Here is a 13,362-nt window from a genome sequence, read left to right on the forward strand (position 1 = left end):
CTCACGAAGTCTTTTCTTTTTGCCAGGGCCAGCGGCCGGTGATTTCCAGTTCCAGGGAGAAACTCAGGAACGTCCGGATCAGGACGATGATCGCAAGGACGCCCACACTTTCAAACGTGGGAGTCACTGCGACCGTCCGGATGATGTCGGCGGCCACCAGGAGTTCGAGCCCCAACAGGATGGACCGGCCCAGCAATTGCCGGTAGGCGCGGTAGGGGGAGAACGGAGCCAGCCCCTCGGCGCGCTTGGGTTGAAAGCCGCGGAGGGCCAGTGGAAGGGAAACTACCGCGCCAACCACCATCACCGCCACACCGGCAAAATCCATGTAGCGGCCTACTACCTCGATGATGTGCTGGAAATCCATGGCCCTCCTGGCGTTTAAGGTGCGGGAACGGGGAAGAACACCCGGGGATCCTGCAGCAGGGCCGGGTAGTCGAAAGCTGCGCGGTCAATCACATCCGTGAGTTCGAAGTTGCGGGCAAAACGTCCGTCCACGGTGATGGGCCGGCCCACTACCTTGCCCAGAGCGAAGATCCGGCCGCCCTCGAACGGTACCGCGATCTCTGTTTTGCCGGGAAGGACGTTGAACGCTTCCTCGGCCGCGGCGCGCTTGCGCGTGGGCTTCTTCTCGAGCTTGACCGGCCGCTTCTTGGGTGCGCCGAGATTCCTGCGGGACTTCTCCTCCTGGTACACGAACTGGTACTCGTCAGGATCGGCTGCGGGCCGGGCCTTTCCGTGCGGCGGCAGGCTGACGGTGCGCAGGTCTTCCGGACGGAGGTCCTCGACGGCGGACCGGAGGATCCACAAGCGGTCGTCTTCCGGATCTTCGGGGTGGAATTCGTGCCGCGGCTCGGGCCAGATGTAGTCCAGCCGCTCTTCGGTGCCGGGGAACAGATGCTTGTAATGCTTGGGGTCCTTGCCAATGAGCTTGGAACGGTGCGTCTCATGCAGGTCCTCGTCGCCAAGCCACCACGGCATGACGATCTTTCCCGCGTAGTCCGGGTGGGCTGCCTGTGGGGCAAATTCGGTGATGTTGTCCCGCGTGTTGTCAGGGTGTCCGCGCTTGATCCATTCGTCGGCCATGGCCAGGCCGTACAGGGTCAGGGCGGGGACGTGGCCCATCCACATGCGAACGGCCGGGTGGTTCTGCCATCCGTACTCGGGGATGACGAGGGCGCGGAGCACCTGGAGGGCTTCGACGCGCTGCTTGCCGAGCCTTGAGGTGTCCAGCGCGGCGGCGCTCTCACGGAAATCGGCGAAGGGGAGGAAAGTCTGCATCCCTTCAGTTTGGCGGTGCCGGGGCTCAGAACCAAGTTGAGTGCTCCGGGACACGCGCCTGACTTCGGCCTAGAGTTGTCGGGTGGAAACTTTTGGTGAGAAAACGACGATTACGGCACCCCCGGTTGCCGAACTGCACCTGCACATCGAAGGGACCCTGCAGCCAGAGCTGATTTTCTCCCTCGCTGAGCGCAACGGCATCGAGTTGCCCTATGAGGACATCGAAGAGCTGCGCGAGAAGTACGAGTTCTCGGATCTCCAGTCCTTCCTGGACCTTTACTACGCCAATATGGCCGTGCTGCAGACCGAGCAGGACTTCACGGACATGACCCGCGACTACCTGAAGCGCGCCGCCGCCGGGGGAGTCCGCCATGCCGAGATCATGATGGACCCGCAGGCGCACGTTTCCCGCGGGGTTTCCTTGGAAACGTGCGTGAACGGAGTAGCCAACGCGCTGGCTACGTCGGAGGAGGACTTCGGTGTTTCAACGCTTCTGATCGCAGCATTCCTGCGTGACATGTCCGAGGCTTCGGCACTGGAGGTGTTCGACCAACTCCTGGCCATGCACGCACCGATTGTTGGCATCGGCCTGGACTCCGCAGAGGTGGGCAATCCGCCGTCGAAGTTTGAGCGCCTGTACCAGCGCGCGCTGGACGCCGGGCTGCGCCGGATCGCGCACGCGGGCGAGGAAGGCCCCGCGCAGTACATCACCGAGGCGCTGGATGTATTGCACGCTGAACGCATTGATCACGGCATCCGCTGTATGGAGGACACCACTGTGGTCCAGCGCCTGGTTGCCGAGCAGGTGCCGTTGACGGTGTGCCCGCTCTCCAACGTCCGGCTCCGCGCGGTGGACAAACTCGAGGACCACCCGCTCCCGGAGATGCTGGCCATAGGACTCAACGTGTGCGTGAATTCCGACGATCCCGCATACTTCGGCGGATACGTGGATGACAACTACCAGCAGCTGGTGAAAGTCCACAATTTTTCCGTGCCTGAGCAGGCCACTCTCGCCGCGAACTCCATCCGGTCTTCCTTCGCCAGCGACGAGCGGAAAAAGGTGTTGCTGGACGAAGTGACGGAGTGGGTCAAGGAGTCCGTTCCGCAGCAGTAGCAGGGCCTGAGCCGAGACACCTCGCTCACTTGTGGCGTCATGAATGTCACACTCGGTCACGACACACGGTGTTTACCTTTTGCAGTCGCCGGAATTAACAAATCATTGGCAAACTGCTGGGTGAGTATCCACCCGTTGAAGGAGAAGCATGGGCGCGAGCACCGCCGAGAACACCAACCTTCGTCTGAAGGCCGTACTGGACATCCTCGCCGAAAGCGTATGGTCCGGAGATACGCTCAACGCCGGTGAAGTGTTGGCCGAAGCAACAGTCCGCGTTCCCTTCGACGCCCACGAGGCAGAGCTGTTGAGCGGCGGCATTCCGCGCGGCCACAAGAACCTGACCTCGGCCTCTGCCAAGCTGGTCAAGGCCGGCTGGCTGGTCAAGGGCCGCTCGGGCTGGACCATCCCGGATGACGGCTTGCGTGCAACGGTCGCCTTCCCGGACGTTTCGGCTTTCGCGGAAGCGCTCGACGCCGGCACTCCCATTCCGGACGACGTCGCCGTGCCGACGGCCCCGCCGGCCAAGCCCAAGGCCAAGAAGGCCGCCGCTCCGAAGAAGGCTGCTGCTCCCAGGAAGGCCGCTGCACCGAAGGCCGAGGCCGTCAAGAAGACCACGCGCAAGGCGCCGGCCAAACCAGCCGCAGCCCCCGCCGTCGAGACTTTGCCACAGCCGGAAGCCGTTGCCATTGCGGGCGACTTCAACAAGCTCCTGGGTGCGGCCGAGGATTGGGCGCCGCAGTATGACGAGGCACAGATGGAGTTCAATCCGCTGGTCCAGCTGTGGTCGTTGACCGCTGAGTTGCCTGCCGGTTTCTACACCTACAAGATCGCGCTGAACCGCTCGTGGGAGGAGAACTACGGCGCGTTCGGCGCCCGCGATGGTGCCAACCACGAGTTGAACCACGACGGCGGCCCGGTCACCTTCACGTACAACCACGCCACACGGGACATCGTGGTGAGCTAGCTGCTCCACAACACAGAATCCTGCCCTTGTGCGCTCAACCCAAGCTTTGAAGGTCGGAAGCAGCGAACAAGGGCGGGATTCGTTAAGGTTGGTCCATGCAGACGGAGGACATGAGGCTCACGGCACGCATTTCCGGCGTGGTCCAGGGCGTAGGTTTCCGCTATTGGACGGCCCGAAAAGCCGATGAACTCCTGCTGAAGGGGACGGTCCGGAACCGCTCCGACGGGTCCGTGGAGATCGTGGCCGAGGGACCACGGGAGGAAATGGACCAATTCGTGCAGTGGCTTCATTCGTCCCGCGGCCCCGGCCGCGTTGACAAGGTTGACATTGAAGTCTCCGATTGGACCGGGGAATTCTACGGGTTCAAGATCCTCGGCTAGGCCAACTCAGCGGTCCCCGCGAACGTCGGCGAGAATCGCGGCAGTGCTTAGCTCCGTCTTCACCCGCTTGAGCGAGGTTAAGTCCGTGGGGCGGGTTGCTTCGATGTAATGCTCCAGCCGCTGCAGGGCCGGCTGCGAGGAGGCATCCCGAACGGCATCGGCGCCCACGGCGTTGGCTGCAGCAAGGGCGTGCCGGTGGTCCAACCCGGATTGCAGCGCCAACACCATGGCGGCGCAGAACGCATCGCCGGCACCGATGGTGTTGGCAATGTCCTTCACTGAAACGGCGGGCGCTTCGGCAACTTTCTCGCCATGAACCAGGATCGCCGAGCCCTCGCCGCCGTAGGTCACCGCTACCAACGGCGCGTCCTGCAGCTCGGGGATCAACCCGTACTCGGTTTCGTTGACGATCACCAGGTCGCAGCGTTCCAGGAGTTCCGGCAGAAGTGGTGCCGCAGGTGCTGCGTTCAAGGCAAAGAAGCCCTTGGCGGCCCGGGCCGCTGCAAGGACGACTTCCTGGTCCACCTCGAGCTGGCACAGCACGGGACCTTCACCAAACGTGACGCCCTCCACAATGACGTGCCCGTTGGCGCCCGGGCATACGACGATCTGGTTTTCGCCGGCGGAATCCACCAGGACGAGTGCGGTGCCCGTGGGTTCATCCACGTGCGCAATATCGCCGACGTCGACGCCGGCGTCAGCCATCGCGTTAAGGAGCGTGCGCCCTGCTTCGTCCCGGCCTACGGCTCCGACCATGCGGGAGGCTCCCGCGAGCCGGGCCGCTGCCACGGCCTGGTTGGCCCCCTTGCCGCCGGGCTGCTGGCGGAGCACACCCTCGCCTACCGTTTCCCCGGGGGACGGGAGCCGGTGGGTGGTGGCGGTGATGTCGAGATTGATGCTGCCCACAACAGTGAGTGCAGGAGAAGTGCTCATGGAGGGCCCTATCTTGGAACGGAACTTCAGGAGGATTGGATAACGGAGAGGTGGCCGGCCCTGGCGGCGACAAGGCATTTGGCCAAGTAGACCGGGGCGCCGTTGCGGCGAACGTACTGGGTCAGGACCAGAACCGGATCGGAGGGACGAAGGTTCAGGAGTTTGGCACGGCTGGGGCCGGCGGTGCTCAGGCTGATCTGGCATTCGCCGGGGCCCAGGGTGCTGCCTGAGAGGCTGGCGAGGATTTCCAGCAGTGTCTGTGCCGGCAGCCCGGGAGCTTCAGCGGCATCCAGCAACGCCGCGGCTTCCGGAAGGTCCAGCGCCACGTTTTCCTGCAGGTGGGCCACAGGTTCGCCCTCGCGGATGAGGACGCTTTCCCAGAACCAGACGTCTTCCTCGGGTTGGACGCCCAGGCCGGGTGCCACGAACTCGGAGGCCGGCTGCTTGATCGCTGCCACGCGTTTGACCTGGATGTCCGGGTCGGGGCCGCCGAGCAATTGGTCGAACGGACGGATGTGTTCGATCCCGATCCTGGGCAGGGTATCGGCCACGAACCGGCCTACGCCGCGCCGTGAACGTGTCAGACCGTCTTCTTCCAGGAGCATGAGGGCCTCCCGGATCACGGTGCGGCTCACGTCCATCATGGTGCCGAGTTCTGTTTCCGTGGGCAGGAGTGAGCCCGGCGGCAGGAGCTTGGTCCTGATGGCCTCTGCGATGCGGGAGTAGGCCGCGACGCGCAGGGGCTGCCCTTGTTGGGCAGCGATGGGCCGGGACAGGAACTGGACAGCGTTGTCGGTCAAGGGAACCTCGCTTGGAATCGGTTAGGGACACTGTACCGGAGAAATGTGAGAGGTTGCACAAGCGAGTAATACATGCTTGTATAACAACTCACATCTCGCGGCGCTCGCCGGCGCCCTCGGACAAAGGAGTTTGATGTGAACATCCCCAACACCGCGGTGGAACCGCAGGAAACAGCCCCGGCACCCGCCGGCGTCGAAGACGTAAACCGCTTCCAAGGCCGTGCCGCCGCCTTCCTGATCACCACGCTGGTCCTGGCCGTTCTCGCGTTCCAGCTCAACGCCAGCATGATCACCCCTGCGTTGCCCCACATCGGCTCGTTCTTTGGTGAGTCTCCCGAAGCCGTTGCCCAGGTCCAGTCCATGTTCTTCCTGGCCGGTGCCATCTCCGGTCCCGTGATTGGACGCTGGAGCGACTTCATCGGCCGACGCACCGCGCTTCTGTTGGTCCTGGCCATCATGGGCGTGGGAACGGTGCTGTGCATCTTCGCCCCGAACCTTCCGTTGCTGGTAGCGGGCCGCTTCATGCAGGGCACTTCAAGCGCGATCTTCGCCTTGTCCTACATCGTCCTCAACGAATACCTGCCCGCACGGCTCTTCGGCACCTCCATCGGCATCATCGCCGCCATCAACGGTGGCGTGGGTGGCGTGGACGGCTACTTCGGTGGCCTGATGGCTGAGACCATGGGCTTCCAGTCGATCTTCGTCGCTGTGCTGGTACTGGCCGCTATCGCCGTCGTCTGTGTCATCAAAGTGGTCCCGGGCGGCAAGTCCGCAGCCGCGCCCGGCCGCATGGACTGGTGGGGCGCAGGCTCACTCTCGGTGTTCCTGGTGTTCATCACCTACTTCGTCTCCACCGGTTCCTCGGCCGGATGGACTTCTCCCGCAGCGCTGGGTCTCCTTGCCGGCAGCATCGCCTCCTTCACCGCGTTCTGGCTGATCGAGAAGAAGCGCGAAACCCCGTTGGTGGCCGTCCATCACTTGCGCTCCCGCCAGGTGTGGCCCGTCATTGCCACCACGGTCCTGACGCTCGCCGGAATCTTCGCCATCATCAACTTCACCGTGGTGCTCCTGAGCCAGGACAAGACCAACGGCTTCGGCCTGTCAGCATCCGTCGCCGCCCTGCTCTTCCTGACACCCGCAGCGTTGATCGGGGTCTTCGCAGCTCCTCTCGCCGGTTGGATTGCCGACCGCCGCGGCTGGATCAAGACCGTCCGCATCGGCTCTGCGGCCAGCCTTGCCTGCGCGATCGTGGCTGCCTTGTTTGCCAACAACCAGATCGCCGTCCTGATCGCCATCGCTGCGCTCGGCATTTTCTACAACGGGTTCTTCCTCACCGCGATCAACGGTCTTTCCGTCCTCCTCTCGCCCAAGGAAGCCCCAGCCGCCCTGCCGGGCATCAACGGAGCGAGCTTCGGCATCGGGGCGAGTCTCGGCGTCGTGGTTGTTGCCCCGTTCGCGGGCCTGGGCACCGCGGCCGGGTACTCCACAGCGCTCTGGATTTCCGTGGGAATCACGGTTCTGGCGTTTGTGGTGAGCTTGTTCATCGCCGCCCCCAAGGGCGAAAAGATCTAAAGCACGACGGCGGTCCCCACCACCGGGCGCCTCTCACCTTCCACTCCCCAAGCCAACCCGAAACGAGAAAATCATGCAGCAACCCGCTCCCTTCTTCCTCGACTGCGATACCGGCATTGACGACGCCCTGGCCCTCGCCTACCTTCTGGCCACTCCGAGGGCGGAGCTCGTTGGCATTGGCACCGTGAGCGGGAACATCAGTGCGGCCGGCGGCGCCCGGAACACACTGGACCTGCTGAAGCTTGCAGGGCATCCGGACATTCCTGTCGCTGTGGGCGCCCACGATCCGCAGGTGGGCACCTTCCATGGCGGCGCTCCGCACGTCCACGGCGATAACGGTATTGGGGGAGTGGACCTGTCGCGCTCGGATCGGGAGCCGGTGCAGTCGACTGCCGCCGAGCTCCTGGTTGAGCTGGCACGCCAATACGCGGGTGAGCTGCGCGTCGTCGCGATCGGGCCGCTGACCAACATCGCCGAGGCGCTGCGACTGGAACCGAAGCTGCCGGAGCTCGTTGCCGAGCTCACCATCATGGGCGGCGCAGCCTTGGCCCCGGGGAACATCACGCCCGTTGCCGAGGCCAACATTGCCAACGATCCCGAGGCTGCGGCAGAAGTCCTCGCCGCCGACTGGGACGTGACCTTGGTGCCGCTGGACGTCACCATGACGAACGTGCTGGAGGAGTCCCATCGACAGGAACTCCTGGCCTCGGACCACCCGGTCTCGCAGGCGCTCGGCGAGATGCTGGGCTATTACTTTGGCTTCTACGTGGACATCTTCGGACGGGCCTGCTCTGCCATGCACGATCCCCTCGCCGCGGCCATCGCCGTCAGGGGAGTGGAGCTGGCTGTCGCCCCCAAGGTCCGAGTTCAAGTCGACACCACCAGCGGTCCGAGCCGCGGTCAAACGGTGTGCGACCTCCGCGGCCAGTACGTGGGCTTCCCAGACCAGCGCGGTGCACGGTGCCGCGTGGTCCTGTCCATCGGCGAGGAGTTCGCACCCCATCTGCTGGGGACCATGCAGGCAGCGTGGCTCTCCGAGCGCGAGCCCGTCGCACCCGTCGCCTAACGCCCGGGCGAACCCAACCAGGGGACAGATAACGTCGCTCCGACACGTGGGAGCGACGTTTTCTGTCCCCTACTTGGGCTACGCGTACATGAGGGAGCCGGGCGTGGTGAGCGTCTCGCCCGTTTCGAGCCAGGTCTTCAGCCCCGAGAGGATCATGGGCCAGCCGCCGTACAGCTGATCGTTGGCGCCTTCGCGGAGCTGGTCGTGGGTCACTGTGAGGTGGCAGGAGTCGCCCACCGGTTCGATCTCCCACGTGATCCGGGACGTCCCCTCGGCCTTGACATCCTCGCCCCACAACGCCGTCATGGTCTGGACCAGGCGGCGCGGCGGATCAACCTCAATGTTCTCGCCCTCACCGAGTGGCGCATCCGCTTTGACGTTCCGCATCTCGAAGTGCCCACCCGGTGTCCAGTCCGACGTGAACGTGTTCCCGAACTGGTACTTGCTCCGGATCTCGCTGTTGGTGATGGCTTCCCACAACCGTTCCGGGGTGGTCTTGATGTAAATCTCGAAGATCTTTTCCATGGGACTTTCCAATCTGGATTTGAGGTCGCTGAGGGCAGCGGCCCATGGTTCTGCGTATTTGCTCACCCAGCGGTCATGGATGAGCCTGATGGGGACCGGGTTCAGGAAGTGCAGCTTTTCACGCCCCCGACGGCGGGTGACCACCAGTCCTGCATCCTCCAACAGCTTGAGGTGCTTGGCGATGCCGAAACGTGTCATCTCGAACCGGGCTCCGAGGGCTGACAGGGTTTGCCCGTCCTCACGGAACAACTCGTCGAGCAATTCCCGGCGGGTTGGGTCTGCGAGTGCCTTGAACACGGGGTCCATGGTTTTAGAATAGGTGACCATTTGGTCACGTGTCAACGCTCTTGCACATGCAACCCGGGGTCACTTACGGCCCATCCTGGCGGGATTTATGGGCCGTAAGTGACCTCGCGTTGCAGTTAGAGGTTCGTGCGGACCACGGCACCTTGGGCGATGACGGAGCTCACTTTTTCGAGGGCAGAACCGTCGGCCAGGGGGTCGGCGTCGACAATAACGACGTCGGCGAGCGAGCCGCGTACCAAACGGCCCACCGCGTCACCCCGGCCAAGCAAACGTGCCGCGTTGGTCGTGGCAGCCTGCAGTGCCTCCAGGGGAGTGAGCCCGGCTTCCGAAAGCAAGCGGACCTCGGTGCCGATGGGCGTGACGTCCGTGCCGAACGAGTCCGTACCGGCGATGATCGTCACGCCCGCGTCCTTGGCAGCGCTGACTGCGGCTTGCAGGATAGGCGTGTATTCCTTGCCGCGGGCAGCCAGGATCGGGTTGCTCGACGTGGCCATGCTGGTGATCGCATCCATGGTGGGCGTGAAATATGTTCCCCGACGCGCCATCTCGTGAATGGTCGCCTCCGTCATGAACACGCCGTGCTCAATGCTGCGGACACCGGCCCGGACCGCGCCGTCGATGCCCTCCGCGCTGTACGCGTGGCACAGCACACCGGCGCCCTTGGCTGCCTTCACGATCGCCCCGATCTGATCCACGTTGTAGACCAATTCGCGGGGATCCTGCTCGGGGATGCCAGCGCGCGGGTTGGCGCGGGTCTTGATGACCTGGGCACCACGCTTGAGGTTGATGCGCGTCAGGTAGGCCAAATCCTGGGCCTCTGTGACGCCGCCCTTGAGCGTGGCCAGCGGTGCCAGGTCCGGATCGGCCAAGAGGGAGTCTCCCTGGTCCGGGGAGACGAACAAGCCGGCAGGGGTCATGCGCGGAGTGACACCCGGAGCCCACTGAGGTACTGCGGCCATGGCGATGTCCTGGTAGAACGTGCTCGACCCGCTGCGGACACTCGTCGCTCCACCCTGGAGAAGCAGGCGGGCATCCGCCAAGGCGTTGGCGTGCACGTGGGCATCGACGAGGCCCGGGAGAACCCAGCGGCCGGACGCGTTCAGCACACGCGCACGGTTTCCGACGGCGGCAACGGCCTTGCGCGTCTGGTCCCGGGTTCCGACGGCGGCCACCTTGCCGCCGTCGAGGACGACCACGCCGTCCGCTACGGCATCGCCGGTCTTGGGGTCCACAACGGTGCCGCCCTCGATGACCACTGCTTGGGTAGTGAGGGGCTGGCCGGGGTAGTTCGGCCCGAACTTCGGGTTATCTGCCAGGGCCGGGGGAGCGGAGACCATTTGTGCGGCGATGCCCGCAACGGAGATGCCTGCCAAAGCGGCGGCGCCGGCGAGGATGCCACGGCGCGGCAATTCACCTTGTGGTTTGGGTGCTGAAGCGTGATCGTGTAGGCACATCGTTGTACTCCTGGGGAACTACCGGGATTGCTGCGAGCTCGCAATCACCATTTGGTATTCCAGAATGCACAGAATACCCCTCTCTGCGCAAGATTAGGTGTCATTATGGCGGACTGGTATCCCAGATTCTAGGGCGATTGGTCTTCCAGAATCTGCTCCCGCAGGATATCCGCGTGCCCGCAATGCTGTGCCAGCTCCCGGAGCATGTGCAGGTATACCCAGCGCAGGGGCAGCGGGCCGCGCCGGTTCCCCAGGAGCAGGTCATCAAGTCCCAGGTCGGCGGCCGCGCGGCGGGATGCTTCGCACGCCTCGCGGTGGGCCTGCTGGATACCAGCGATCGTGTCCGTGTCTTCGAGGATGAACGACTCGTCCGGTGTGGATGGAATGCCGATCTCAGTGCGGGAGCGGCAGGTGATCGCTTCGTCGAACCACACCTTCTCCACGAACGTCACATGCTTGACGAGTCCCAGAAGCGTCGTCCGCGAGGGGACCAGTCGGCGTCGTGCTTGTTCTTCGGTGAGTCCATCCAGGCTCGCATTCAAAGCCCGGCGGTGCGCATCGATGAATGTCTCGAACTGGATGTGTGGGTTTTCGGTAATGACATCGTCAGTGGAGCGGTACGGTGAGCTCATCCGAAAACCACAGTGCCGTCGTCGTCAATTCGCCAGCCAGGGTTGTAGGCGATTTCCCACACGATGCCGTTCGGATCCTTGACGTGGCCGTGGAAGATGCCGCCGAACGCACCTGCCTGGGCCGGCTTGATGACACTCGCGCCCGCTGAGACCAGCTGCTCCATGGTGCGGGTCACTTCCGCCTCGCTGCCAACGTTATGGGACAAAGTGACGCCACTGACGCCCACAGTTTTAGTCCCGCTGGCCAAGTCCTGGTCGAACTTGTCTGCGTCAAAGAGGCCGAGAACCTGGCCGGGGGCAACCTGGAAGAAGATGATTTCGCCGGGTACGTCCATGAGGGGATCCCAACCGAGCCCGTCCTTGTAAAAGGCGCGGGCCCGGTCCAGATCAGGCGTGGCAAACGTGATGAAGTGCAGTCGCAGGTCCATACGGCCATGCAAGCGAGGAGGTGCGACCATAACTCAGGCCAGGTGCTGGCGTGTGCCGTTCAGCTCGGAGGCCGGCGCGTCGAACAAGGCGGCCACGTGCTCGCCGAGTTCGCTGACGTGTGTGTAACCGGGGAACTTTCGATGCGGCGCCGCCTCCTTCATGGCGTCGTCCAGGAGCGCCTTCACCACGAAAACCACAGCTGCCGAGGTCTGCTCCTTCGGCTCGGTCTTGTGGCCTGACTGGGCCGCATTGAAACCGTCCGCCACGCCCAGGACCCAGGCTTCCGAGGCTGCCTTGATCGCAGAGTAGCTGGCGCCGCCCGCGGTGGGCTTGGCAGCGGCGACGGCCGAAACGATGGCCAGGCGGCCGCGCGGCGAGGCCTCGAGGTCGGCGTAGAAGGCGCGCGACGTGTTCCGGAGCGTGGTCATGATGCTTGTGTGCAGAACATCCCAGTCCTCGTCGCGCTGGCCGGCGATCCCTTCGCCGCCGCGCCAACCGCCCACCAAGTGGATGAGCCCGTCCACCGGTCCCAGATCGTTGCGAACGTCTGCGGCGAGTTTTTCCACGGCTTCCGGGTTGGAGAGGTTGCAGACATAGGTCTTGGTGCCCGGGTAGGTTTCGGCCAATGCCTCCAGTCGGGTGGCATCAAGATCGACGGCGGCAACGCGAGCTCCCTTCGCGAGGAGTGCGGCGATGACAGCCTGCCCGGCGGCGCTGGTGGATCCGGCAACCACCACGTTGAGGTGCTGGGCGGCTTCCACGTCATTGTGGTCATTCGTGAGGGGCACGGCGAGTCCTTCCAAAACTGTGTTTGCGTTCCCAAAGGAGCGTAGCGAGCACTTACGGGGGCTAACGGATATTCAGGCTGAGCGTAAGAGATTCTCACGCTAGCCGCCGATAGATCCTGACGAGGACGTGGGCCGCTTGGTTGTTGAGGCAGGTCCACGGCGGTGGGAGGATAAGTTTGTGCAACCCTTCTTCGACTTTATTGGTCAGTACTGGTGGCTTGTCTTCGTCTTCGGTGGGATGGCCGGCGGTTGGGCCAAGTCTCTTTCCCGGGCCAGCGAACGTCGGCACCGGCGCAAAGTTGAGCTGTACAAGCTGAAGAACCAGCAGGCCGTAACCGAACAGGCCAGCCAAGCCGAAGTCGCTGCCCTGATGGCCGCCCACGATGCCGTGAACCACAAATGGCTCGACTACGAGTTGGATGTGGGAAAGCTCATCGATTACCCGTTGATGAGCGACGTCCGAGAGCCGCTTACGGTGGCCTTCCTGCGTGCCAAGAAGGAAGCCGACGGTATGCGTCCCGCTTCGCCGTCGGAAATTACGACGGCGGCCCGGCTCGCCGAATACCGGGCGACAGTGCACAGCTATGAGATTGCCTTCGAGATCGCAGAACGCGAATCAAAGCGGATCAAGGACGGCAACTTCACCGGCCCCGAACGGGAACGCTTGGCCACTGCCCGGAAACTCCTGCGCATCGCGGAGGATGTCGCGGCCACCCCGGCCGAGCGTCAGACGGCCTACAAGCGTGCCCGAAAGGAACTGGACGGCCTGATTGTCCTTCCTGAAACCACGGTTGCCGCTCTTGAAAAGAAGGTTGCCGGGGTGCTGGATACCCGGAAAGACCCCGACACGGACGCCCGGATCGCCTGAGCCGAGCACTTGGGCTGAGCAGCGGCGCACCTTCACGACCCGCTTCGAGCGCCGCCAAGCCAAAAGGCAACCGGAATGGGGTTCATTTGGATCCGCGGAGGCTCAAAGTAGGTCGGGAAGGTACACCTCATTCCCTTCCGACCGACGCACCCCACCTTGGTGAGAGTGTCCCTATGTTTTTCGTCAAGCGGTTTTGGGTGTTTGGGCTTGGTAGAGGGTGCCGTCGCGGAGCATGGCGTAGAGGGTGTCGCAG

The 13,362-nt window shown here is 63.9% G+C and carries 15 protein-coding genes; 6 read left to right on the top strand and 9 right to left on the bottom strand.

Translation table 11 applies throughout. The features are described 5' to 3' along the window. Nucleotide 1 precedes the first annotated feature (1 nt). Together ACIPV6_RS14575 and ACIPV6_RS14580 are read right to left on the bottom strand one after the other, a co-directional pair. Complete coding sequence (locus tag ACIPV6_RS14575; protein ID WP_400271556.1) at nt 2-364, bottom strand: DUF1622 domain-containing protein; 363 nt, start codon at nt 362-364, stop codon at nt 2-4. Between the two features lie 14 nt (nt 365-378). Then, nucleotides 379-1,278: an MSMEG_6728 family protein gene (locus tag ACIPV6_RS14580; RefSeq protein WP_400271557.1), complete on the bottom strand. Its 900-nt coding sequence runs from the start codon at nt 1,276-1,278 to the stop codon at nt 379-381. Between the two features lie 82 nt (nt 1,279-1,360). On the opposite strand from ACIPV6_RS14580, the gene ACIPV6_RS14585 reads away from it, so the two are divergent. From ACIPV6_RS14585 to ACIPV6_RS14595, 3 genes are all read left to right on the top strand, one after another. Beyond that, complete coding sequence (locus ACIPV6_RS14585) at nt 1,361-2,392, top strand: adenosine deaminase (RefSeq protein ID WP_400271558.1); 1,032 nt, start codon at nt 1,361-1,363, stop codon at nt 2,390-2,392. Nucleotides 2,393-2,540: 148 nt separating this feature from the next. Beyond that, nucleotides 2,541-3,356 carry a glycosidase gene (locus ACIPV6_RS14590; RefSeq protein WP_400271559.1) on the top strand — a complete coding sequence of 272 codons (816 nt, stop codon included), beginning with the start codon at nt 2,541-2,543 and terminating at the stop codon, nt 3,354-3,356. 95 nt (nt 3,357-3,451) lie between these two features. Continuing rightward, nucleotides 3,452-3,736 carry an acylphosphatase gene (locus tag ACIPV6_RS14595; protein ID WP_400271560.1) on the top strand — a complete coding sequence of 95 codons (285 nt, stop codon included), beginning with the start codon at nt 3,452-3,454 and terminating at the stop codon, nt 3,734-3,736. A gap of 6 nt (nt 3,737-3,742) precedes the next feature. Here the strand turns inward: ACIPV6_RS14595 and ACIPV6_RS14600 are convergent, their stop codons facing one another. Beyond that, a complete protein-coding gene (locus ACIPV6_RS14600) occupies nt 3,743-4,669 on the bottom strand; it encodes a PfkB family carbohydrate kinase (RefSeq protein ID WP_400271561.1) in 927 nt (308 codons plus the stop codon). Between the two features lie 26 nt (nt 4,670-4,695). After that, nucleotides 4,696-5,469 (bottom strand): GntR family transcriptional regulator, encoded by a 774-nt coding sequence (locus ACIPV6_RS14605; protein WP_400271562.1) that lies wholly within the window; start codon nt 5,467-5,469, stop codon nt 4,696-4,698. 135 nt (nt 5,470-5,604) lie between these two features. Between ACIPV6_RS14605 and ACIPV6_RS14610 the strand changes: the two genes are divergently transcribed. Continuing rightward, entirely contained in the window at nt 5,605-7,041 is a 1,437-nt protein-coding gene (locus tag ACIPV6_RS14610) for an MFS transporter (protein WP_400271563.1), read from the top strand. 73 nt (nt 7,042-7,114) lie between these two features. After that, nucleotides 7,115-8,107 (top strand): nucleoside hydrolase, encoded by a 993-nt coding sequence (locus tag ACIPV6_RS14615; RefSeq protein WP_400271564.1) that lies wholly within the window; start codon nt 7,115-7,117, stop codon nt 8,105-8,107. 78 nt (nt 8,108-8,185) lie between these two features. Here ACIPV6_RS14615 and ACIPV6_RS14620 read toward each other — a convergent pair whose 3' ends face one another. The 5 genes from ACIPV6_RS14620 to ACIPV6_RS14640 form a co-directional block, all read right to left on the bottom strand. Next, the gene (locus tag ACIPV6_RS14620; RefSeq protein ID WP_400271565.1) at nt 8,186-8,938 is read right to left on the bottom strand and encodes an ArsR/SmtB family transcription factor; all 753 of its coding nucleotides are present in this window, start codon (nt 8,936-8,938) and stop codon (nt 8,186-8,188) included. Nucleotides 8,939-9,054: 116 nt separating this feature from the next. Next, nucleotides 9,055-10,392, bottom strand: a complete 1,338-nt coding sequence (locus ACIPV6_RS14625) for an amidohydrolase family protein (protein WP_400271566.1) — start codon at nt 10,390-10,392, stop codon at nt 9,055-9,057. A 128-nt stretch (nt 10,393-10,520) separates the two neighbouring features. After that, on the bottom strand, nt 10,521-11,024 hold the full coding sequence (locus ACIPV6_RS14630; protein WP_400271567.1) for a DinB family protein: 504 nt from the start codon (nt 11,022-11,024) through the stop codon (nt 10,521-10,523). Then, a complete protein-coding gene (locus ACIPV6_RS14635) occupies nt 11,021-11,452 on the bottom strand; it encodes a VOC family protein (RefSeq protein ID WP_400271568.1) in 432 nt (143 codons plus the stop codon). The genes ACIPV6_RS14630 and ACIPV6_RS14635 overlap by 4 nt, the downstream gene beginning before the upstream one ends. 33 nt (nt 11,453-11,485) lie before the next feature. Beyond that, nucleotides 11,486-12,241 carry an SDR family oxidoreductase gene (locus ACIPV6_RS14640; RefSeq protein ID WP_400271569.1) on the bottom strand — a complete coding sequence of 252 codons (756 nt, stop codon included), beginning with the start codon at nt 12,239-12,241 and terminating at the stop codon, nt 11,486-11,488. 178 nt (nt 12,242-12,419) lie between these two features. On the opposite strand from ACIPV6_RS14640, the gene ACIPV6_RS14645 reads away from it, so the two are divergent. Then, the gene (locus ACIPV6_RS14645) at nt 12,420-13,109 is read left to right on the top strand and encodes a hypothetical protein (RefSeq protein WP_400271570.1); all 690 of its coding nucleotides are present in this window, start codon (nt 12,420-12,422) and stop codon (nt 13,107-13,109) included. Nucleotides 13,110-13,362 lie beyond the last annotated feature (253 nt).

Origin of the sequence: Paenarthrobacter sp. NPDC089988, assembly GCF_044748465.1 — a bacterium.
Classification (GTDB): domain Bacteria; phylum Actinomycetota; class Actinomycetes; order Actinomycetales; family Micrococcaceae; genus Arthrobacter.